Origin of the sequence: Pyrinomonas methylaliphatogenes, assembly GCF_000820845.2 — a bacterium.
GTDB lineage: Bacteria > Acidobacteriota > Blastocatellia > Pyrinomonadales > Pyrinomonadaceae > Pyrinomonas > Pyrinomonas methylaliphatogenes.
Genome location: NZ_CBXV010000005.1, coordinates 224,111 through 244,221, shown reverse-complemented (window position 1 = coordinate 244,221; position 20,111 = coordinate 224,111). Strand labels below are relative to the sequence as shown.

The window sequence follows — 20,111 nt, the reverse complement described above, 5'->3', positions numbered from 1 at the left end:
ATCGCCCGTCATGAGCACGAGAGATCAGAACTTGCCGCTCCGCCTCAGCCGACCGCTCGCGTTGGCGTTTCTGCCGCTCGTCCTTCCCTTCTCCTGCCTCGCCGCCGCGACCGATCCGAACCCGCAGTTGAATCTGACGCAAAACAACGCGCTATCGCTGCCGATTCAGATCGTCCTCATCCTCACGCTCCTCAGCTTCATCCCCGCCATCCTGATTTCGATGACCTGCTTTACGCGGCTCATCGTCGTCTTCCACTTCTTACGCCAAGCGCTCGGCACGACCGAAGCGCCGAACAATCAAGTGCTCCTCGGGCTAGCGCTCTTTCTGACGATGTTCGTCATGGGACCCGTTTTCGCCCGCGTCCACACGGAAGCGCTTGCGCCGCTGATGGCCGGACAGATCTCGCACACGGAAGCGCTCACGCGCGCCCTCGTCCCGTTGCGCGCCTACATGCTCAAACATACGCGCGAACGCGATCTGGCGCTCTTCATCCAGCTTTCGGGCAGCCCGCGCCCGCGCACGCCGGATGACGTACCGACGACGGCGCTCGTCCCGGCCTACATGATCTCGGAGCTGAAGACGGCCTTTCAGATCGGCTTCGTGCTCTTCATCCCGTTTCTCATCATCGATATGGCCGTCTCTTCGGTCCTTCTCTCGATGGGCATGATGCAACTTCCGCCCGTCATCATCTCCATGCCGCTGAAGATTCTGCTCTTCGTCATGGTTGATGGGTGGTATTTGATCGTCGGATCGCTCGTCAGGAGCGTAATGTGACCAAAGGGTTAGAAGGCTTCTCGGATATGTCTGACGCACTCGTTCTAACGCTCATGCAACGCGCGCTGGAGACGCTGATGTGGATCACGGCGCCCATGCTCGCGGCGGCGATCGTCGTCGGCGTCGTCGTGAGCTTGATCCAGACGCTCACCTCGATCCAAGATCAAACCTTCAGTTTCGCGCCGCGCGTCGCCGTGATCTTCATCGTCTTTCTCGTCACTTTCCCTTGGGCGTTGCGTGTACTGATCACCTTCACGCAAGCGCTCTTCAGCGATTTTACGCCATACATCAGGTAGGCGACTTGAAATCGTGCTCGACCAGATCACCATTCCGCTGCGCCCCGTACTGCTTTTCGCGATCGTGCTCGCGCGCGTCGGCGGGCTGGTCACCTTCGCCCCGTTTTGGAGCCATGACGCGATTCAACCGCGCGTGCGGGCGTTTTTAGCCTTCGTTCTGGCGCTTTGCGTCGCGCCGATCGTCATCCCGCACCTGCCTTCGCCGCCGATGGATCCGATCGCTTTCACGCTCATCATCGCGCGCGAACTGCTCATCGGCTGCGCTCTCGGCATCGTCGGGCAAATGGTGATGAATGGCCTTCAAGTGGCGGCGGAAGTGATCACCTTTCAACTCGGGCTTTCGCTGGCGAGCACGATCGATCCGGCGACGCGCGCGCGAACGACGGCGCTTGGCATTCTGGCTCATCTGCTCGGCCTGATGGTACTGCTCGCCGCCGATGGGCATCACTGGTTTCTGATCGCGACCGTGCGTAGCTTCAACATCGCCGCCCCTGCGATGCCGCGCGTCACACCGCAACTTGCCGAGATGCTCATCCGCCTCTCCGCCGATTCACTAGCCATCGGCATCGCTCTTGCGGCGCCGGTCTTCATCGCTCTGCTTCTGGTCGAGTTCGCGCTGGCGATCGCCGGGCGCGTCGCGCCGCAACTTCAGATCCTCATGCTCAGCTTCCCGATCAAGATCGCCGTCGGTCTGTGGGTCATCGGCGCGACGCTCTACTTTCTTCCGGGCGCCGTGCGCACAGCATTTACGGCGATGCGCGCGAACCTGCTGCGCGCGATAAACGCGATCTAGCTTTCGCCTGATCGGTTGAAGAGGAAGAAGCTGTGTCGGGCGAACGGACAGAACGAGCTACGCCGAAAAGGCGCGAAGAGGCGAGGAAACGCGGACAGATCGCGCGGCGTCCGGAGTTCGCGGCGGCGATCGCCTTTCTCGCCGCCCTCGCGGCGCTGCGCGCCACTGGCGACGGGCTGGGCCAGCGGGCCGCCAACCTCTTCATCAACAACACGCGCCTAGTCGAAAGGGCCGCGGCCTCTCCTTTTTCGATCAACGATCTTCACCAGATCGTGATCGATGCGCTGACCGATCTCGCGTTGCTCGCCGCACCCGCCATCGCCGCCGCGCTTGCGGGCGGAATCGCCGGGAACGTCGTTCAGGGCGGATGGATCTTCGCTCCCGAAGTGTTGAAACTGCGCGCCGAAAGTTTCAATCCATCCGCCAATCTCCGCCGGACTTTCAGCAACGCTCCGTTCGAGGCGCTAAAGAGCGTCTTGAAACTCGCCGCCCTCGGTTCGATCAGCTATCTGATCCTCGCTCAAACTATCGCCCACGTGGCTGAGCTGGTCGGTTCGCCAGCCGCGCAAACGCTCGCCAAACTCGGCTCCTCCGCTTTTGACTTTGCCCTACGCGCCGGGCTCGCCATGCTGATCCTCGCCGCGCTCGATTACGGTTATGGATGGCTCAAACACGAACGTTCGCTCCGCATGACAAAGCAGGAACTGAAGGACGAGTTGCGCGAACAGGAAGGCGATCCGCTGATCAAAGGGCAACGCCGACGCGCCGCGCGCGCGCTTTTGCAAAAACGGATCGCCGTCGAAGTGCCGCGCGCCGATGTCGTCGTCGTCAATCCTCAGCATTACGCTGTCGCGTTACGATACGACAGGACGCGAGATGCCGCGCCGGTCGTCGTCGCCAAAGGCGTCGACTATCTGGCCCAGCGAATACGTCAAATCGCGCGCGCGCATTCGGTCGCCATCATCGAGAATCCGCCGCTTGCGCGCGCCCTTTATCGCGCCGTCGATGTCGGACGCATGATCCCGCCGGAATTCTTCCGCGCCGTCGCCGAAGTGCTCGCCTACGTCTACCGTCAACGGAAGGCGCAGCCGCCTGCCGAATGACCTCAAAATCCAGAAGGGTTTTCCGAAGATGGAAGCTCGCCCGATAAGATGGCCGGCAAACTTTTTACGAAAACGGACCGCGGCAGCACCAGATCGCAGCCCGCGCTCTTCGCCCGCCGCGCGAGCTCCACTTGCACATGGGAGAAGAAGCCGAGCGCTGGCACGTCGCGCAAGGCGGCGTCGCTTTTCAACCGCTCGATTAAAGCGAAGGGATCGAACTTCACGCTTTGAAGATCGATGATGAAGAGTCGCGGCTTTTCCTCCGCGCTCCGTTCCAGCGCGCTGTCAACATCTTTGGCTACCCTCAGCGCGACGCCGAGCGCTTCTGCCGCACCCTTGATTTTGGCCGCGAAGAAGAGATCGTCCACGACGGCGATGATTCCCTCAGCCATAATCCTTCCCTTCCTACCAACGGAGGTCAGCGCGCACCAAATGCGCGCGCCACTCGCCAGCGCCGAGCAACGGCAGTTCGCCATCATACGACAAGGCGAGATCGCCCGCGCGACGTAGGCGATAGGCGCGCCCCGAAGGAGCGCTCACGACAAGCGTGATATGCGCGGATCCTTTCTTCGCCACGCTCGCTTCGCGCCAATCAGCGCGACAGCGGACGAGAAGCCGCGCCCCAACCGGCAACTCGCTCAACAGCGACGGCCTTTCTTGGCATGAGAAGCAAGCCACCTTCTTCTGGCTGCGCTCAGTCCAATTCATCGTCAAATGGCAGGTCCGGTTGAGTTGGCGTCCTCTTCTCCGCAAACGAACGGAGCGCATAGAAGAGTATCATCAACGCGAGCGCGATCCAGATGATCGACCAGAGAAAGGCTGGGATGCCCGTCGCCTCGGCCATGTTCATGGCGTCGGTCGGCACGCGCGGCGCGAACGGAGAGGACAAGAAAAGCGCCGTCTTCAGATCCAGAAGAGCGTTGAGCACGCATTGCGCGGCCAAGAAGTTGATCAAAAAGGTCGCCGCCTGCGGGCTGAAGAAGAGCGCGGCCAGAAGCAATCCCGAAGAGATGATCACTCCAGCGATGACGGTGAAAAGGCTGGTCAACCCGTAGGCCACCGTCAACGTCAGGATGAGCGCGGCGGAGAGTATGAGCACGCGGCGCGCGACGACGGCGCGGCGGATCAAAAGCAGAAGCAACGCCCCATAGAGCATCGCGCCCAGATAACCGGCGCTCGAAATGATGAGACCGGAAAGCAATCCGTTTTCGGTCGTCAACGTCACGCCGCTTCCGCTTGACATGATGCGCAGACCGTAGACGGCGTTCCCCGTCAATACGGCGGCCAGAGCGTGCCCGCCTTCGTGAATGAAGGTGACGAAAAGGCGGAACGGATAGGTCACAATCTCCGCATACGGGACGAACCATAGAGCGATGCTCAAGGCTGTCACCAGTAGAAGCGTGCGCGCTTGCGGGCGGGCATCTTTGGCTAATCGGAAACTCATCTTCGCCACTCCTCAATCGCCGCGGACCATGACGCTGCTCGATTTTACGACGGAACGGCAGGCGAAACAAAGCCCGAAATCCGCCAGGCGGAGAGTTCAGGCGACGGGCGCACGCGCCGCTGCATAGATCTTCTCCGCGTATTCAGAGACCATCCGATCGCTGTTGAACCGCGGCGCCAAGGTGGCGATCGCGCGTTTCATCATCCACGCCCAACGGCGCGGGATGCCTGCGGAGTCGCGTTCGTAATAGAGCGGCACGACCTCGGTCTCGAGCAAACGATAGAGCGCCTCGGCGTGCCGCAGATCATCTTCAGCGGAAGCCTGCATGACGTGCGGATCGCCGATCGCCCAACCGTTTGTCCCGTCGTAACCTTCGATCCACCAGCCATCCAATACCGAGAGGTTCAGAGCGCCGTTCATCGCGGCCTTCTGCCCGCTGGTCCCCGAAGCCTCTAGCGGCGGACGCGGGACGTTCAACCATACGTCAACGCCTTGGACGAACTGCCGCGCGATCTCCTGATCGTAATCCTCCAAGAAGACGGCGCGAAACATGACGCGCGAATCCGCCTGCCACTGGGCCACCCGTTGCAGCGCGAGTTTGGCTTCAAGATCCTGCGGATGCGCCTTACCAGCGAAGACAAACTGCACGGGTCTTTCAGCATCGCTCACCAACCGCAAGAGGCGCTCCGGATCGGTCAAGAGCAATCCCCAACGTTTGTAGCCGGCGACGCGCCGCGCAAAGCCGATGGTCAGCGCGCGCGGATCGAGCAGCTTATGGACCAGCTCTACGCGCGATGGCGCTTCGCCGCGTTCGGTCCAGGCGCGCCTCAGGCGCTCGCGGATGAAAGCGATGAGGCGCTCTTTAAGCAGCAGATGCGCTTCCCACAACTCCTCATCCGCGATCCGCTCCACGCCGCGCGCCCACCGTTTCGGATGCCGAATCGCTTCGGTCCAACGTCTTCCCACTCTTCGCTCGTAGATCGAACGGATGAACGGGGCGACCCATGTCGGCGCATGCACGCCGTTTGTCACATACCCGATCGGCACCTCTTCGATCCTCTTCTCCGGCCATAGTTCACGCCATAACGCGCGCGTCACCTCGCCATGTTTGCGACTGACGCCATTGGCCGCGCGACTCATCTTGATGGCGAGCGGCGTCATCCCAAACGGCGCGCTCGTATCTTCCGGATGAACGCGACCGAGGCCGAGAAACTCTTCGCGCGTTAAACCGAGCTCGCGCCAGTAGATTTCGCCGAAGCAGCGCTCGACCAAAGAGGGATCGAATTCGTCGTTGCCAGCGGCGATCGGCGTATGCGTCGTGAAGACGCACATCTGCCGAACGCGCGCGGCGGCTTCAGCGAAACTCATCCCTTGCGCGACCAACTCGCGCGCCAACTCGAGCGTGAGGAAAGCCGAATGGCCCTCATTCAAGTGATAGACTGCCGGCTCGATCCCCAACTTGCGCAACAATCGCACGCCGCCGATCCCCAGCAACATCTCCTGCACGATGCGCGTCTCGCGATCGCCGCCATAGAGATGGCCGGTGATCCAACGATCCGTCGGATCGTTCTCTTCGAGATTCGAATCGAGCAGCAGCAATTGCACACGCCCAACCATCACACGATGCACGCGCGCGCGCACCAAGCGACCGCGAATCGCCACCTCGATCGTCACCGCCGCTCCCGTCTCATCCAGCACCGGCTGGAACGGGAGAAGATCGGGGCGCAACTCCCCGTAATACTCCTCCTGCCAGCCGTCGGACCGAATACGTTGACGAAAATAGCCGTAGCGGTAGAAGAGACCTACGGCAATGAGCGGAAGACCGAGATCGCTGGCCGACTTCAAGTGATCGCCCGCCAGTATCCCTAATCCTCCTGAATAGATCGGCAAGCTATCATGCAACCCGTACTCGGCGCAGAAATAGGCGACCGGATGCTCCCAACCAAACTTCTTAAGACGTCTGCTTGCCCCACTCTCCGCTCCGCTCATGTAGCGATCGAAGCTTTCCGCCAACTTCTGAACGCGCGCGACATAGCCGGGATCGGTCGCCAGTTGCCAAAGGCGAAATGGCGAAACCTGGCGCAACAATTGGCGCGGATTGTGTCCGCACTCCTCCCACATACCGGGGTCGAGATCGCGAAATATCGAAGGATCTTCGCTCCAACTCCACCAGTAGTTCCACATGAGGCGCGCCAGCGCGCGTAGCGTCGGCGGCAACTGGCGCCCCTCTTTGATCAGTTCTTCGCCTCGCTCAATCTTCTCTTCGACGATCATAGCCGCGTAATTGCACACTGGACCGACCGACTTCGTCAAGAGCAGATCGGAACCTTATGCTCCGTCAAGCGTTTTCGAAGAGCTGATGCTTCAAAAATATCTCCGCATCGTCCGGCGAGAAGAAGACCAAGCGCACTTCGCGTAACGAAGCGTCCCGCGCGAGGAACTCCTTGATCGCTTGTGAGGCCACGCGCGCCGCTTCATCACGCGGATAACCGTACGCTCCGGTCGAGATCGAAGGGAAGGCGATGGTGCGCAGTCCGCGTTCGACAGCCAAAGCGAGCGAGTTGCGGTAGCAGTTGGCGAGAAGCTCGGCTTCGCGTCCATCATGTCGCCCGTAGATCGGACCGACGGTGTGTATGACGTAATGTGCTGGCAGGCGTCCACCGCTCGTGATCACGGCTTCGCCAGTCGGCAATCCTTGAGGGTAGCGAGTGCGCCTTATCTCACGACATTCCTCGAGGATCTGCGGCCCACCTCGACGATGGATCGCGCCATCCACGCCGCCTCCACCCATCAAAGACGAATTAGCGGCATTGACGATCGCTTCGACATCATGCTCCGTAATGTCGCCAACGTAGACCGTGACCCGCCCATCGAGGAACGTTTTGATCGGATCGTCGCCCATAAACGTTCGCCTCCTAACGAACAGATGGCTTTTAAATCATACGCATCGCCGGGCGCCCCAACAACGCCACCGAAGGCCATCATTCCGCTGCCGGACAAGCTATGCGGAGAAGCCCGTGCAACCGAAAATGGTCTATGCCATCATCAAATCTGGCGTGGAGGTCGAAACAGCATGATCAATGGGCGCGCTCTCCTCGCCTCGTCTCTGCTTCTCGCCGCGTTCGGCGGAGCGCTCATCGCACAGGGACAGACCCCGCCGCGCGAAGAACAGGAACCGATCACCGTGCTCACCGAAGAGGTGCTCGTTCCCATCGTCGCATACAATGAACTCGGACGCCCGGATCCGACTCTCGAACCCGACGATATACTGCTGCTCGAAGATGGCGTGCCGCAACAAGTCCGCAGCGTCCGTCGCCTACCTGCCAGCGTGCTGCTCGTGCTCGATACGGGCGGCGAGGTGAATCCGGCTAAAACGCTGCAAACCACCCGTCATGTCGCTATCGACCTCATCGAGCAACTGCGCCCCGACGACCAGATCGCCATCATGCAGGTCAACGATGACGTGAGGATCATTCAAGATTGGACCACCGATAAGAAAGCGGCGGCGCGCGCCATCATCGAGCGACTCTTCTCCGGACGGCGCACCTTCCTTTCCGATGCGCTGGCGAAAGCGGCAACCTACTTGACCGAAAGCCCTAACGCCAATCGGCACGCAGTTCTCATCTCCGACGGTGCCGAGACTGGGAAGAGTCAGATCTCGTATGAGGAGGCGGCTCGCCGCTTAACACAAACCGGCGCGACCGTCCATTTGATCAGCTACATTCGCTTCAGTCAGAAGGCGCTCGAAAGAGAGAGCGCCGTGGTGCGACCGCGCACGCGAAGCAACGTGCCCGAAGAGGTGATCCGTGAACTGCCGCCACAATCGCAACCGATCTATAGAACGCCCGGCGGCATCACGATCGATCTCGATCGCAAAAGGCGGAAACTCATCGAAGATTACGAAGAGGCGATGCGCTCGGGCACGGAGCGCTTGCGCGGATTGGTTGAACGAACGGGCGGGCTGGCGCTCTTCCCTGATTCCACCGCCGAGTTGAAAACGCAGACCGAACGCGTAGCTCGCGACATCGCGGCGCAGTACCTCATCACCTACACGCCACGCCGCGCGCTCGCTTCCGCTCCCGCAGGCGAAGTGCGACACATCGAGATCGCGCCGCGGCGTATAGGGCTACAGCTCAAAGCGCGCCGTAGCTTTGTGACGATCGCCAAGAACGCCGTCGCCCGCTAAGCGCACCGCGAAGAGGCCCTACGGCGCGGTCCGCTGATTCACTCGATCTTCTTCCCGAATAAAAGCTCGCTACGTGGCCGCGAGCTTTTCACGGTCAGTCTCCAAGCTGCGCCACTTTATGGTTGATGTAGTGAGCTTTTAACCTTCGGCCCGCATGCCCCGTTAGCGCATCCCATCGCGCCAAAACCGTACCGATGGCGCGCGATGAGACGATAGAGCGCGCGGCCAATCGCTCTACAGGGAGGAAAAGAGAGCAATCGCGCCACCGCCCTCCAACGCGGCAGCACATCTAAGATTTCGAGCCAAGCATCGAAACCTCTGAACCACACTCCGTCATGAAGCCGCCGCACATGCATCTGCGCGGCGAGCTCCTCGCGCTTTAACGGCGTTGCGCGAGCCAATGCGGCCTGATCCCGAAGATCGAGCCATTCGATGCAACCAGCGCGATCTCGTCGCTCGACCGCAGCGCGCATGCGCCGACATAGCGCGCAATCTCCGTCAACGTAAGCTTCTAAAAGCTTCATCGCCCCTTCTCTCCGAAGCTCCGCCTTCAAGCGCCATTCGTCTTCGCTCGGATTAATGCTTGATAGCTCGATAGTTTCGTTTAACCTGTCGGCGGAATCTCGACCAACCACGGCGCGCTTTTTCAACTCTCTTCCGGTCTTGCTTCGATCCTTGAGGCAGCCGAATCCCATCCCTCTTCGGCCCAGCGGCGCGTGGGGGCTTCGAAAAGCTTAGCGCAGTCCGACCATCACGAAGGTGCCGGAGACTTCATACCGCCCGTCAGGCTGCGCGCCCATCGCTCGAAATCAACCAGAGTATAGCACACACTCGGCAAGGCCCTGCGGCTCATACGCCAGCGTGCCGCGACGATAGAACTCGCGCAGGGCCCTGCGTTCATAGCGTAATCGAGCCTAACGCGCTTGGCGAGTCGCTCATCTCACAATCCACGGCGTTCGGTCGCCGCACGCGGATCGTTCACAAGATCATGCTTGCTTTTCGCCCGCGCGCTCGGATAAATTAAGCTCTTGCCTGAAGTTCAATCCCACGTTGACAAAACGCGCCTGGTCGCAGACCTTGGCGATCGCGTTCGCAAACCTTGGATCTGAAGGGGGCACGACACACGACTATGAGAGTCTATCCGACCGAGCACATCCGCAACCTCGCCGTTATCGGGCACGGCCATGCCGGCAAAACGCAACTCATCAGCTCGCTGCTCTATCTTGCGGGCACTACGCCGCGCTGGGGCAAAGTTGACGAAGGCACGACGGTCACAGACTACGACGAAGATGCGATCGCGCGCAAAATCACGCTGAATATCTCCGTCGCTTACCTCGAACACAAAGAGACGAAGGTCAACTTCCTCGACACGCCCGGTTTTGCCGGTTTCGTCGCCCATGCGCGTCCGGCGCTGCGCGTTGCCGATTGTGCGCTCGTCGTCGTCGATGGCGTAAACGGCATCGAAGTTCAGACGGAAAAGACATGGGGTTACGCCAATGAGTTCATGGTCCCGCGTTTTATGGTCATCAGCAAGCTCGACAAAGAGCGAGCCGATTTCGGCGCGGCGCTCGATTCAGCCCGCGAAGCTTTCAGTCGCGCAATCATCCCGTTCACCTTGCCGATCGGCAGAGAGAGAGATTTCCGCGGCGTCGTCGATGTCGTGCGCATGAAGGCTTACGAGTTCGATGAGAACGGCAAAGCGCGCGAATGCGCCATCCCGACCGAAGGGCGCGAGATCGTCGACGCGGCGCGCGAGAAGCTGATCGAAGTCATCGCCGAATCCGATGACTCGTTGCTCGAGAAATATTTCGAACAAGGGACGCTCGGCGAAGAGGATTTGTTGCCGAACATCACAAAGGCGATCGCTTCGAGTCGTCTCTGCCCAGTCTACGCCGTATCGAGCTTGACGTTGGTCGGATTGCAAAATCTCCTCGAAGGCATCATCGAGTTTGCGCCCGCGCCGAACTATCATGAAGCCGAGCAAGGGCATGCCCCAGCGGATATGGACGGCCAACCCATCTTACGCCGTTACGATGCAAACGAGCCTTTCTCCGCCTACGTCTTTCGCACCATCGCCGATCCCTTCGCCGGTCGCATTAATCTGCTGAAGGTCATCAGCGGGCGTGTGAAACCCGAGATGGTTGTCCTCAACTCGACGCGCGGGACGCAAGAGAAACTCGGCGCGTTGCACGTCATGCAGGGCAAACAGCTCGAAAAGGTTGACGAAGCGCTAGCGGGCGACATCATCGCCTGTGTGAAACTGAAGGACACGCAAACGGGCGACACCCTCTGCGACAAAGCGGCGCCGATCGTCTACGATCCGGTCCAGTATCCGGAACCGGCCATCGCCTTTGCGATTGAACCCAAAGCGCGGCAAGATGAAGAGAAGATCAACGCCGCGATCCACAAGATCCTCGAAGAGGATCCGGCGCTGCGCTTTACGCGCGATCCGCAAACCAAAGAGTTCTTGCTTTCGGGCACTGGGCCACTTCATGTCGAAGTCGTCGTCGATAAACTGAAGAAGCGCTACGGCGTCGAAGTGAACCTCAAACCGCCCAAAGTCCCGTATAAAGAGACGATCACGGCGCGCGCCGAAGTGCATGGCCGACATAAGAAACAGACTGGCGGGCGCGGCCAATTCGGCGATTGCAAGGTCATCTTCGAGCCGCTGCCGCGCGGACAAGGCTTCGTCTTCGAAGATCGCATCTTCGGCGGGGCGATCCCCCAACAGTTCCGTCCGGCGGTCGAGAAAGGGATCCTCGAAGCCGCCGAACAGGGAGCGATCGCAGGTTATCCGGTGGTCGATTTCAAAGCGATCCTCATCGACGGTCAAACGCATCCGGTCGATTCGGATGAATATAGTTTCCGCGCTGCCGGACGGAAAGCTTTCCGCGCCGCAATTGAGAAGGTGAAGCCGACGCTCCTCGAACCGATCATGAACGTCGAGGTCACCGTCCCGCAAGAGTGCAGCGGCGACATCATGGGCGATCTGAACGCGCGACGCGGGCGCGTTCAAGGGATGGAGATGCGCGGCAAAAACCAAGTTATCAAGGCACAAGTGCCGCTCGCCGAGATGCTCAACTACCAATCAACGCTCAACTCTTTGACCGCCGCGCGCGGTTCATATCACATGGAGTTCTCCCACTACGACGTCGTGCCGGCCAACATCGCGCAAAAGATCATCGAGCAAGCCAAAGCCGAAGGCCGCATCCGCGCCGAAGAGGAAGAATAGATGGGCCGGTGACACAGACGGGGCGGTTGAAGCTCCTAGCGCTCCTCTTCAACCGCCCTCTCCGCGCCGAAACGGGCGCGAAACTCTTCGGAGTTCAAGCGCAGCTCGAGCCATCGCTCGAATATCTCTGGCGTCGTCAACCAGACGGCGAACCAACGCGCGATCTCCTCTTTCTCCGCCCGCTTCTGCGCATTGACCTTCCGATTGCGCGCGATCATCTCGGCGCGGCGCTTCCCTTTGATCCCGACTTCGCGCACACGGCGCAATCCTTCGCGATCGCGCGCGCGCGCGAACTTCCGGCGCAAATTCTCGAGCTGGCGGATTGAAGCGGCGGCTTGTGCGAAAGTGCCGAATTTCAAGATATGGCGAAACATCGGCGCGTAAGGATCGCGCAATCGCCAACGCACATCGCACTCCAAGACTTCGGCGTGTCGTAGATCAGCCCCTTCCTCGGCCAAGATGCGGGCCATGGCGGCGGGACTTTCGACCGCGCCTTCGCCGAAACGCGCGCGAACGACTTCGGCGATCGCCTCAAGCTCCTTTGCGCCCACCGATTCGCAATCGAGGGCTTCCCACACCTCGATGATCAGATCGCGCTTGGTGCGCGCCCGCCACTCGCGCCCTAACAGGCGTTTATTCTCTCGCGCTCCTAGCTCAGTTCCCATGCCGATCCGCTTCGAATCTTCAAGGATGAGGGGGAGTCTTGACGAAGGCAGCCGTCCAAGCCAAGATGATACTGCATTTGATCGATTACGGCGACATGGGGAATCAGATGGACAGAAAGCGCACGCCCGATTGCCCCGAACCGCAGCCGGACGATCCAGATCGTCCCGTGACGCCTGATCGCGAACCTCCGGCTCCCATCACCGAACCCGGCTCCCCTCCTCCGATCGAAGAGCCACCGCCGCCGGAGAGGAAACGTATCGCGCGTTTCGCTCCGCCTCAAACGAGATCCCTTAATTCCCGTTCGATTTGGCAAGTCGTATGAGCGAAGGTGCGGAGAGCTTGACGACCAATCTCATCGCTTCGCCGAATTTGAAAGAGGCTCTGGTTGAGATCGAACATCAATTGCGCCTACGCCCTTTTCGCCCTCATCCGCTCTTCGCCGGCGGCCACGCGCAGACGCTTGCGGCTTATCTATGGCCGCGCCGCTTCACATTGCGCGCGCAGCGACGCGACCCGATTCGCCTCTTCGAAGTCGAACCGAACGTCCATCTGCTTGCGCGGTGTCGCTGGCAGCCCGATCGTCGGGCGCATCCGACGTTGGTCCTCGTGCACGGGTTCGAAGGCTCGATCTCGTCCGTCTATATGCTCGGCACGGCGGAGAAGGCTTTTCGCGCGGGGTTCAACGTCGTGCGTCTGAACATGCGCACTTGCGGCGGCACGGAGCATCTGACGCCGACGCTCTATCACAGCGGGCAGACGCGCGATTTCGACCGCGTCCTTCGCGAACTGCGCGAACGCGACCGATTGGCCCAACTCTTCCTCGTCGGGTTCTCCATGAGCGGCAACATGGCGCTGCGACTAGTGGCGGATTACGGAGCGACGGAGTTTCCCGAGCTTCTCGGCATCGTCGCCGTCTCTCCGTCGCTCGATTTGAGCGCGTGCGCTGACGCGATCGAACGCCGTGCGAACAGACTCTATCAGTGGAGCTTCTTGAACAGCCTGCGTCGTCGCATGCGCCTTAAGCACCGTCTGCACCCTGAGCTTTATGATCTTCGCCCTTTGCGCCAAGTCCGTACGATACGCGATTTCGATGAATGTTACACGACCGCGCACGGAGGCTATCGCAGCGCCGCCGAGTACTATGCGATGACGAGCGCCAAAGATCATCTTTCGCGCATACGTCGTCCAACGCTCATCATCCAAGCGCAAGATGATCCGCTCGTCCCCTTCGACTCCTTCCCACACGAAGCGATCAAAAGCAATCCCCACATCATCATGCTCGCCCCGCGTTCCGGCGGACACGTCGGTTTTCTCGCCACGCCCAATGGAGGCGAAGATCGCTGGTGGGCGGAGAATCGGATCGTGGATTTCTGCCGACTGTTGCATCAGTACGCGAACCATTCGAGGTGAAAGATCGGTGATGGGAGTTAATTCTGTTGTATAATGTTCGCATCGGCGTCATCGAACTGACGAGATTTTAGCGCGTTTGAACGCGCAGAGGACAATCCCTTCAAATGGGCACGTTCTTTAAAATCATCGCCGTCATAGCGCTCGTCCTCGCCAACGGCTTCTTCGTCGCGGCTGAGTTCGCGTTGGTCAGCGTGCGCCGCTCGCGAATCGAGACGTTAGCGTCTGGCGGGAACCGTCGCGCTCAAAGATTGCTCGAACTGCTGAACGATCTAAACGCTTACATCTCCGCGACGCAACTTGGCATCACGATGGCTTCGCTCGGCCTCGGTTGGATTGGCGAACCCGCCGTCGCCTATCTGCTTGCCGCCCCGCTCGAAGGTTACGTTTCGGATCCCGCCCGTCACGCCATCTCATTTGCGCTCGCCTTCTCTTTCATCACCTTCTTGCACATCGTCCTCGGCGAACTCGCGCCTAAAACGATCGCGTTAGAAATGGCCGAGCGGATCGCCTTCATCGTCTCGTGGCCGATGCAGATCTTTTACAAGATCTTCTACTGGCCGATCAGAGCGCTCGACTGGGCCGGCACAAGCACGGTTCGCCTTCTCGGCTTGCGCCCATCGCCCACTCACGCTTCGATCTACACCGAAGAGGAGATCCGCCAAGTGATCGACGCTTCGCGCCGCAGCGGCCACCTGCAACCCGAAGAGCAACTACTGATCAATCGCATCTTCGAATTTTCCGACGCCGAGGTGCGCGAAGCGATGGTCCCGCGCACGGCGGTCGTCGCGTTGCCCATTACCGCGACGCTCGAAGAAGTGCAAGAGGTCTTCTGCACCACCGGCTACTCGCGCCTCCCGGTCTTCCGCGAACGCTTCGACGAGATCGTCGGCGTGCTCTTCATGAAAGATCTCATCCCATGCTTTCGCCCGACGGACGCCAAAGAGTTCAAGATCGAAGAGCTGCTCCATCCTCCGCTCTTCGTCCCAGCGACGGCGCGTCTGGGCTCCGTCCTCAAGCAGATGCAAGCGGCGCGAACCCATCTGGCCTTCGTCGTGGACGAGCATGGCGGCGTCGAAGGTATCGTCACGCTCGAGGATCTGCTCGAAGAGATCGTCGGGGAGATCAGCGATGAGTATGATGAGGAAGTGCGCTCACAAATCGTCGAAGAGCACGGGACTTATGTCTTAGATGGCATGATCGCCGTCCGCGACGTCAATCGCAAGCTGAACCTCAAGCTTCCGGAAGATGCCGGTTACACGACGCTCGCCGGTTTCCTGCTCGCTAAAGCCGGGCGGCTGCTGCGCCCAGGCGAATCGGTCGAATACGATGGCGCGCGGTTTACGGTCGAGCGCGTCGAACACCGGCGCATACGTCGCGTCCGCCTGATCCCGCTCGCCCCTCAGACAAAGAGCGAGGCCACCGCTTGAAAGTTCAAGCTGAGAGCGTCGTGGGCGCTTCGCAGGCTATCGAGAGTTAGGATTCGCCCGTCTTCGCGCAAAGAGGCTTCGAGCACCGCTCACTTTTCAGCCCTCTCCATTCGCTCGATCTTCTTGAGCGCCCGGGTCGCCGCGTTGCGCGCAATGAGCGGCAATCGTTCGTCCATCGCCAGATCCCGCAACAACGGGACCAGTTGCGGCGGGTCGGCAAGTTCGTTGCGCGCGAGAAGATGTTCGAGCGTATCGAGCAGCTTCGGAGTGGCGAGCGGCTGATTTTCGCGCGCGACCTTCAGATCGAAGACGAGTATCGCTTGATCGGCAAGCCGCCTATACTCGGTCGCCAGCGCCGCGGCGCTTTTATCTTCGGTCCAGTTGAAGGTCGTCCATTTCTCCTTCCCGTCGCGCTTGACGCAGAGTTTGATCGTGCCGAGATGCGCAAATTGTTTCTTCGCCTGATAACTGGTCCGCGATTCGAGATATCCGAGCGCCTGCCACAGAGCGTTGATGCGCGCAAGCGCCGCCGGCGAAAGCTCCAATTGATCGCTGAGGACATCATCGACATCCTTGCGCTCGAAGGAGATCTTCCCTTTACCCGTCACATCGTGCTCGATGATGATGTGGCGGACGTAGAACTCAGGCTGCGTGAATTCGTAGATAAAGACGGGTCCGGCGGCGAACTCTCCGGTGCTTTTAGCGGGCGCTTCAGGCGCGATCTGACGCGCGTTCTGCTTCGCGTTCGGTCGCGTCTGCGCGCAGACGAAGGACAAAAAGGCCAACGCGGAAAAGAGCGCGAATGAAAGCGCGATAAGCCTTCTCGGACCATTTCGCATGGCGCTATCACCCATCAGGTCGCTTCCCCATCCCCGATCAAGCGAATCTGACCGAAACGACTTTCGAGACGCCAGCTTCCTCCATCGTCACGCCGTAAAGCGCGCGCGCCGCCTCCATCGTCCGCTTATTGTGCGTGATCACGATGAACTGCGTGTCAGCCGACATCTCGACGATCTTCTCCGTGAACCGCCCGATGTTCGCCTCATCGAGCGGCGCGTCAACCTCGTCGAGCAAGCAGAAGGGCGAAGGGCGATAGCGAAAGATCGCCAGCAGCAGGGCAAGGGCGACCATCGCCTTCTCCCCGCCCGACAGGAGCAGCACGTTCTGCAGTCGCTTCCCCGGCGGCTGTGCGATGATATCGATCCCGGATTCGAGCGGATCATCAGCGTCGATCAGATTCATTTCGCCGTGACCGCCGCCAAAGAGTTCGACGAAGAGTTCGCCGAAATGGCGATTGATTTCGGCGAAGGCTTCGCGAAAGCGCTCGCGCGAGCGGCGCCTGATCTCGCGCAGGGCCTCCTCTGTCGAAGCGATGCCATCTAAGATGTCCTGCCGCTGCGAGGTCAGAAATTGCAGGCGCGCTTCGGCCTCGCTCAACTCCTCGAGGGCCATCATGTTGACGGCGCCGAAGTTCTCCAATCGCGCGCGCAACTCTTCGACGCGCGCCCGCGCAACCTCGAGATCGAATCCATCCTCGATCTCAACCGCGCTTATCTCCTCAAGCGACTGGCCCAATTCGGCGACACATGACTCGCGCAGGTAGTTCAAACGCGCGGCCACTTCAGCGCGCTGCACTTCCAAAGCGGCGCGCGCGTCACGCGCCGCCGCCGCTTTCCGATTTAACTCCGCTAAAGACGCAGTCAAACGATCAGCATGCGCGCGCGCAGCGGCCAACTTTTCGCCAGCCTCTTCGACGGCACGCGCGTGCGCGGCGCGCTCGCGTTCGATCGTCTCGACGCTTTGCGCCAGATCGAGCACTGAACGGCGCAGAGCCTCTAACTTCGCCTGCGCTTCGGCGAGTTCTCCATCGTGACGCTCGAGCCGCGCGCGAAGATCGGCGATCTCGTTCTCTCGACGGCGCAGGTCAGCGGAAAGGGCGCGTCTCCGCTCGCCGACCGCCGCGACGACGGCTCGCCGTTCGCTCAAACGGGCGTTCTCCTCTTCGGCCACGCGGCGGACCGCCGCCAACTCGTCTGTAGCCGCAGCCACCTCTTGTGCGGCGCGCGCGCGCGCCTGCTCTGCCGCCTCAGCGTCGCGCGCCGTTTTGGTCCGCCGCGCCTCCAGATCGCGACGCTCTTCGAGCAAACGCTCCAAGTCATCGGCGACGACGCGCATGTGCCGCTCTGTGCGCGCGATCTCCTGTGCCCACTGCGCCGCGTTCATCTCCAACGCGACCAGCTCACGCTCAGCGCGTCCGATCGCTTCGTCGAGCTGTTTACTCTTCTCCTCTAACTCGCCAACCCGCACCTGAGCTTCACGCTCGGCGAGCTCGGCAGCTTTGACCTCTTCGCTGAGCCTCGCCGCACGAGCCTCGAGCTCGCGCATCTCGCGCTTGAAGGCGAGCAGGCTCTCTCCCGTCTGGCGCTCCACGCCGGCGCTCAGGAGCGTGCCGCCACAGACCCAATCGCCTTCGGGCGTCACATACGGAGCCTGCGTCTCCAGCGAAAGGGCCACGGCCTGCTCTATGTCATCAGCGATGCGCGTCTGCATCTCGCGCGCGAGCGCTCGCTCAAGCGTCGCGCGCAGTTCGGGCGACACACCGAGCAATGCGCCCAGGCCGAGCGTCTCTGCGACGACCGTCGCGCTCGCCGCTTCGTCGCCTTCGAGGCTGGCGCCGCGCAAACCGGCGACGAGGAAGAGCGCGCGCCCAGCATCATTCTCCCTCAACCACTTCGAGGCCCGCACGGCATCTTCCGGCGTTGGGACGATCACCGCCTGCAGGTACGGCCCCAAAACAGCTTCGACCGCCTGCTCCCACTGCGGCTCGACCCGCAAAGCATCGGCCAACGTTCCGATGAAATGGAACTCGCGCCGCGCTTGGTCAGAGGCGAAGATTCGCTGTACGGTTTCCGAATAAAGCGCACGCCGCGCATCCAACTCGGTTAAAGTATCGAGGCGATGCTGCACGCGCGCGTGCCGCTCGCGCAAATCGCGCGTGCGCGTTGCGGCTTCGTGAGCGAGCGCGCGCGCCTCGGCGAGGCTGCGCGCCACCTCTTCGCGCTCGGCGCGCAATTCGCCTAATCTCCCCTTCGCCGCCGCAACTTCGCGTTCGACCTTCTCGGCTTCGGATTTAGCGGCCAAATGAGCGGCAGAAGCGCGCGCCTGCTCGTGAATGAGCCCTTCAGCCTGTTGCGCGAGACGCTCGAGCGAGGCTTCGAGCTGCCGACCGATCTCGAACAATCGCTCAGCGACCGCCGTGTGCGTCAACAGATCGGCCCGCGCCGCCTCGATGCGCGCCTCGGCAGCAGCCACCTCGTTCATCGAAGCGGCATAGGCGCGTTCGGCCTCAGCGAGCGCCGCGGTCAACTCTTCGCTCGTCGCCCGCACTTGCTCTTCGTCTTGCGCAAGCGCCAGGCGTTCGGCCTCGACCTCGGCTAAGCGCGAACGCAAGGCCTCGATCTCCGCTTCAAGCTCCGCGCTCCGCCTTTCGAGCGCGGTGATCTGTTCCTCCTGATAGGCGCGCTCACGTGCACAGCGGTCGTGCTGCAATTCGGCCTCCGCGATCTTCGCGCGCAGAGCGGCCAACTCTTCCTCGCAAGCGCGCGCCTGCGCCGTCGCCCGTTGCGCTTCCGCTTCAACCCGAGCCAACTCCCCGCTGAGCTCTTGTGCTTCGAGGTCGGCGACGTGCAACTGCTCGTTCAATCCCCGGAGCGCTTCGCTTAAGGACCGGAAATCAGCGCTATAGACGCGCCGCAGATGCTCGCGCAATTCGGCGCGGGCTTGTTCGTAACGACGGGCTTTGGCCGCTTGCCGACGCAGACTGTTCACCTGTCGCTCGATCTCAGCGATGATGTCGGAGACGCGCGCGAGATTGGCGCGGGCGGTCTCCAAACGCGCTTCAGCCGCCCGTTGTCGCACGCGAAACTTCGTGATCCCAGCCGCCTCTTCGATAAGCGCGCGCCGCTCCATCGGTTTAGCGGAAAGGATCTGCCCGATGCGCCCCTGCTCGATGATGGCGTAATGAGTGCCCGCGAGCCCGGTTCCGGAGAAGAGGTCTTGAATGTCGCGTAGACGGACGGGCCGCCCGTTCAACAGATACTCGCTCTCGCCCGAACGATAGAGGCGACGTGCGATCGTCACGCTCTCGCCCGGGGCGAACTCCAAGGCGAAGCGTCGCGGACGCCAGTGGCGCGGTCTTCGCTCACCGTCCTCCTTCTGCGCAGCCTCCGCGGCACCCGGTTCCATCATTTGAGGATCAGCAGGATCCGGGGAGTTCTCTCCGACTAGGGAGGATTGAGTCCGCTCGTCTATCTCCGCGAGCGCCTCGTCTATCTCGCTGATCTCATCGCCGTCGGTCGCCCGTTCATCACGCACCAGATGGAGTACGACCTCGGCCATACCGCTTGGCGGGCGCGAGCGCGTGCCCTGGAAGATCACGTCCTTCATCTCGCCGCCGCGCAGGCTTTTGGCGCGCTGCTCGCCGAGCACCCAAGCGATCGCTTCGGCGATGTTCGATTTGCCGCATCCGTTGGGGCCAACGATGGCAGTGATGCCATCATCCGTGAAGACGATCTCGGTATGGTCGGCAAAAGACTTGAAGCCGGTGATCTCTAAGCGCCGTATTTTGAACATCCGTCTTTGCGTCCCCGATCCGCGGTGCCAAACACAGCCGCTAGATGATCATAGGGGAAGGCCCACTATATGTAGTCGCTCTCCCGATGTCAAACTCGACGTAGCGCGCCGTCTCTCCCTCCCGATCTTCTGTCTCGGGTCGCGACG

General features: G+C 61.1%; 18 protein-coding genes. 9 read left to right on the top strand and 9 right to left on the bottom strand.

Annotated features, from left to right (window positions below):
- The first annotated feature begins 10 nt into the window (after positions 1–10).
- The 4 genes from fliP to PYK22_RS08145 are packed head-to-tail and all read left to right on the top strand — an operon-like array spanning position 11 to position 2,967.
- Positions 11–775 (top strand): flagellar type III secretion system pore protein FliP, encoded by a 765-nt coding sequence (gene fliP / locus PYK22_RS08160; RefSeq protein ID WP_041976009.1) that lies wholly within the window; start codon positions 11–13, stop codon positions 773–775.
- Between the two features lie 26 nt (positions 776–801).
- On the top strand, positions 802–1,071 hold the full coding sequence (locus tag PYK22_RS08155; RefSeq protein ID WP_041976106.1) for a flagellar biosynthetic protein FliQ: 270 nt from the start codon (positions 802–804) through the stop codon (positions 1,069–1,071).
- A 13-nt stretch (positions 1,072–1,084) separates the two neighbouring features.
- Positions 1,085–1,864, top strand: a complete 780-nt coding sequence (locus PYK22_RS08150) for a flagellar biosynthetic protein FliR (protein ID WP_041976007.1) — start codon at positions 1,085–1,087, stop codon at positions 1,862–1,864.
- 32 nt (positions 1,865–1,896) lie between these two features.
- On the top strand, positions 1,897–2,967 hold the full coding sequence (locus tag PYK22_RS08145) for an EscU/YscU/HrcU family type III secretion system export apparatus switch protein (protein ID WP_041976005.1): 1,071 nt from the start codon (positions 1,897–1,899) through the stop codon (positions 2,965–2,967).
- A 2-nt stretch (positions 2,968–2,969) separates the two neighbouring features.
- On the opposite strand, the gene PYK22_RS08140 is transcribed toward PYK22_RS08145, so the two are convergent.
- From PYK22_RS08140 to PYK22_RS08120, 5 genes are all read right to left on the bottom strand, one after another.
- The gene (locus tag PYK22_RS08140) at positions 2,970–3,359 is read right to left on the bottom strand and encodes a PleD family two-component system response regulator (RefSeq protein WP_041976003.1); all 390 of its coding nucleotides are present in this window, start codon (positions 3,357–3,359) and stop codon (positions 2,970–2,972) included.
- A gap of 13 nt (positions 3,360–3,372) precedes the next feature.
- Complete coding sequence (locus PYK22_RS08135) at positions 3,373–3,609, bottom strand: hypothetical protein (RefSeq protein ID WP_162199820.1); 237 nt, start codon at positions 3,607–3,609, stop codon at positions 3,373–3,375.
- 52 nt (positions 3,610–3,661) lie between these two features.
- Positions 3,662–4,411 (bottom strand): M50 family metallopeptidase, encoded by a 750-nt coding sequence (locus tag PYK22_RS08130; RefSeq protein ID WP_157770758.1) that lies wholly within the window; start codon positions 4,409–4,411, stop codon positions 3,662–3,664.
- Positions 4,412–4,507: 96 nt separating this feature from the next.
- Positions 4,508–6,724, bottom strand: a complete 2,217-nt coding sequence (gene glgP / locus PYK22_RS08125) for an alpha-glucan family phosphorylase (protein WP_211197649.1) — start codon at positions 6,722–6,724, stop codon at positions 4,508–4,510.
- A gap of 25 nt (positions 6,725–6,749) precedes the next feature.
- On the bottom strand, positions 6,750–7,313 hold the full coding sequence (locus tag PYK22_RS08120; RefSeq protein ID WP_041975997.1) for an O-acetyl-ADP-ribose deacetylase: 564 nt from the start codon (positions 7,311–7,313) through the stop codon (positions 6,750–6,752).
- Positions 7,314–7,484: 171 nt separating this feature from the next.
- Between PYK22_RS08120 and PYK22_RS08115 the strand changes: the two genes are divergently transcribed.
- Positions 7,485–8,597, top strand: a complete 1,113-nt coding sequence (locus PYK22_RS08115; protein WP_041975995.1) for a VWA domain-containing protein — start codon at positions 7,485–7,487, stop codon at positions 8,595–8,597.
- 116 nt (positions 8,598–8,713) lie between these two features.
- On the opposite strand, the gene PYK22_RS16585 is transcribed toward PYK22_RS08115, so the two are convergent.
- Entirely contained in the window at positions 8,714–9,121 is a 408-nt protein-coding gene (locus PYK22_RS16585) for a thiol-disulfide oxidoreductase DCC family protein (protein ID WP_157770757.1), read from the bottom strand.
- A 575-nt stretch (positions 9,122–9,696) separates the two neighbouring features.
- Here PYK22_RS16585 and fusA point away from each other — a divergent pair.
- Positions 9,697–11,829 (top strand): elongation factor G, encoded by a 2,133-nt coding sequence (gene fusA, locus PYK22_RS08105; RefSeq protein ID WP_211197648.1) that lies wholly within the window; start codon positions 9,697–9,699, stop codon positions 11,827–11,829.
- Positions 11,830–11,864: 35 nt separating this feature from the next.
- Here the strand turns inward: fusA and PYK22_RS08100 are convergent, their stop codons facing one another.
- The gene (locus PYK22_RS08100; protein ID WP_041975991.1) at positions 11,865–12,494 is read right to left on the bottom strand and encodes a hypothetical protein; all 630 of its coding nucleotides are present in this window, start codon (positions 12,492–12,494) and stop codon (positions 11,865–11,867) included.
- Between the two features lie 65 nt (positions 12,495–12,559).
- Between PYK22_RS08100 and PYK22_RS08095 the strand changes: the two genes are divergently transcribed.
- The 3 genes from PYK22_RS08095 to PYK22_RS08085 all read left to right on the top strand — a co-directional run bounded on the left by PYK22_RS08095 (position 12,560) and on the right by PYK22_RS08085 (position 15,332).
- Positions 12,560–12,817, top strand: a complete 258-nt coding sequence (locus tag PYK22_RS08095; protein ID WP_157770756.1) for a hypothetical protein — start codon at positions 12,560–12,562, stop codon at positions 12,815–12,817.
- Complete coding sequence (locus PYK22_RS08090) at positions 12,814–13,905, top strand: YheT family hydrolase (protein WP_060635466.1); 1,092 nt, start codon at positions 12,814–12,816, stop codon at positions 13,903–13,905. Before PYK22_RS08095 ends, PYK22_RS08090 begins: the two co-directional genes overlap by 4 nt.
- Positions 13,906–14,009: 104 nt before the next feature.
- The gene (locus PYK22_RS08085; RefSeq protein WP_041975987.1) at positions 14,010–15,332 is read left to right on the top strand and encodes a hemolysin family protein; all 1,323 of its coding nucleotides are present in this window, start codon (positions 14,010–14,012) and stop codon (positions 15,330–15,332) included.
- An 89-nt stretch (positions 15,333–15,421) separates the two neighbouring features.
- Here the strand turns inward: PYK22_RS08085 and PYK22_RS08080 are convergent, their stop codons facing one another.
- Together PYK22_RS08080 and smc are read right to left on the bottom strand one after the other, a co-directional pair.
- A complete protein-coding gene (locus tag PYK22_RS08080; RefSeq protein ID WP_041975985.1) occupies positions 15,422–16,186 on the bottom strand; it encodes a hypothetical protein in 765 nt (254 codons plus the stop codon).
- 22 nt (positions 16,187–16,208) lie between these two features.
- Complete coding sequence (gene smc / locus PYK22_RS08075) at positions 16,209–19,964, bottom strand: chromosome segregation protein SMC (RefSeq protein ID WP_041975983.1); 3,756 nt, start codon at positions 19,962–19,964, stop codon at positions 16,209–16,211.
- Between the last annotated feature and the right edge of the window lie 147 nt (positions 19,965–20,111).

Excerpts from the sequence above, each read along its gene's own strand:
- fliP (WP_041976009.1), top strand. The coding sequence starts at position 11 with ATGAGCACGAGAGATCAGAACTTGCCGCTCCGCCTCAGCCGACCGCTC.
- PYK22_RS08155 (WP_041976106.1), top strand. The coding sequence starts at position 802 with ATGTCTGACGCACTCGTTCTAACGCTCATGCAACGCGCGCTGGAGACG.
- PYK22_RS08140 (WP_041976003.1), bottom strand. The coding sequence starts at position 3,359 with ATGGCTGAGGGAATCATCGCCGTCGTGGACGATCTCTTCTTCGCGGCC.
- PYK22_RS08130 (WP_157770758.1), bottom strand. The coding sequence starts at position 4,411 with ATGAGTTTCCGATTAGCCAAAGATGCCCGCCCGCAAGCGCGCACGCTT.
- PYK22_RS08120 (WP_041975997.1), bottom strand. The coding sequence starts at position 7,313 with ATGGGCGACGATCCGATCAAAACGTTCCTCGATGGGCGGGTCACGGTC.
- PYK22_RS08115 (WP_041975995.1), top strand. The coding sequence starts at position 7,485 with ATGATCAATGGGCGCGCTCTCCTCGCCTCGTCTCTGCTTCTCGCCGCG.
- PYK22_RS16585 (WP_157770757.1), bottom strand. The coding sequence starts at position 9,121 with ATGAAGCTTTTAGAAGCTTACGTTGACGGAGATTGCGCGCTATGTCGG.
- PYK22_RS08100 (WP_041975991.1), bottom strand. The coding sequence starts at position 12,494 with ATGGGAACTGAGCTAGGAGCGCGAGAGAATAAACGCCTGTTAGGGCGC.
- PYK22_RS08095 (WP_157770756.1), top strand. The coding sequence starts at position 12,560 with ATGATACTGCATTTGATCGATTACGGCGACATGGGGAATCAGATGGAC.
- PYK22_RS08090 (WP_060635466.1), top strand. The coding sequence starts at position 12,814 with ATGAGCGAAGGTGCGGAGAGCTTGACGACCAATCTCATCGCTTCGCCG.
- PYK22_RS08085 (WP_041975987.1), top strand. The coding sequence starts at position 14,010 with ATGGGCACGTTCTTTAAAATCATCGCCGTCATAGCGCTCGTCCTCGCC.
- PYK22_RS08080 (WP_041975985.1), bottom strand. The coding sequence starts at position 16,186 with ATGGGTGATAGCGCCATGCGAAATGGTCCGAGAAGGCTTATCGCGCTT.
- smc (WP_041975983.1), bottom strand. The coding sequence starts at position 19,964 with ATGTTCAAAATACGGCGCTTAGAGATCACCGGCTTCAAGTCTTTTGCC.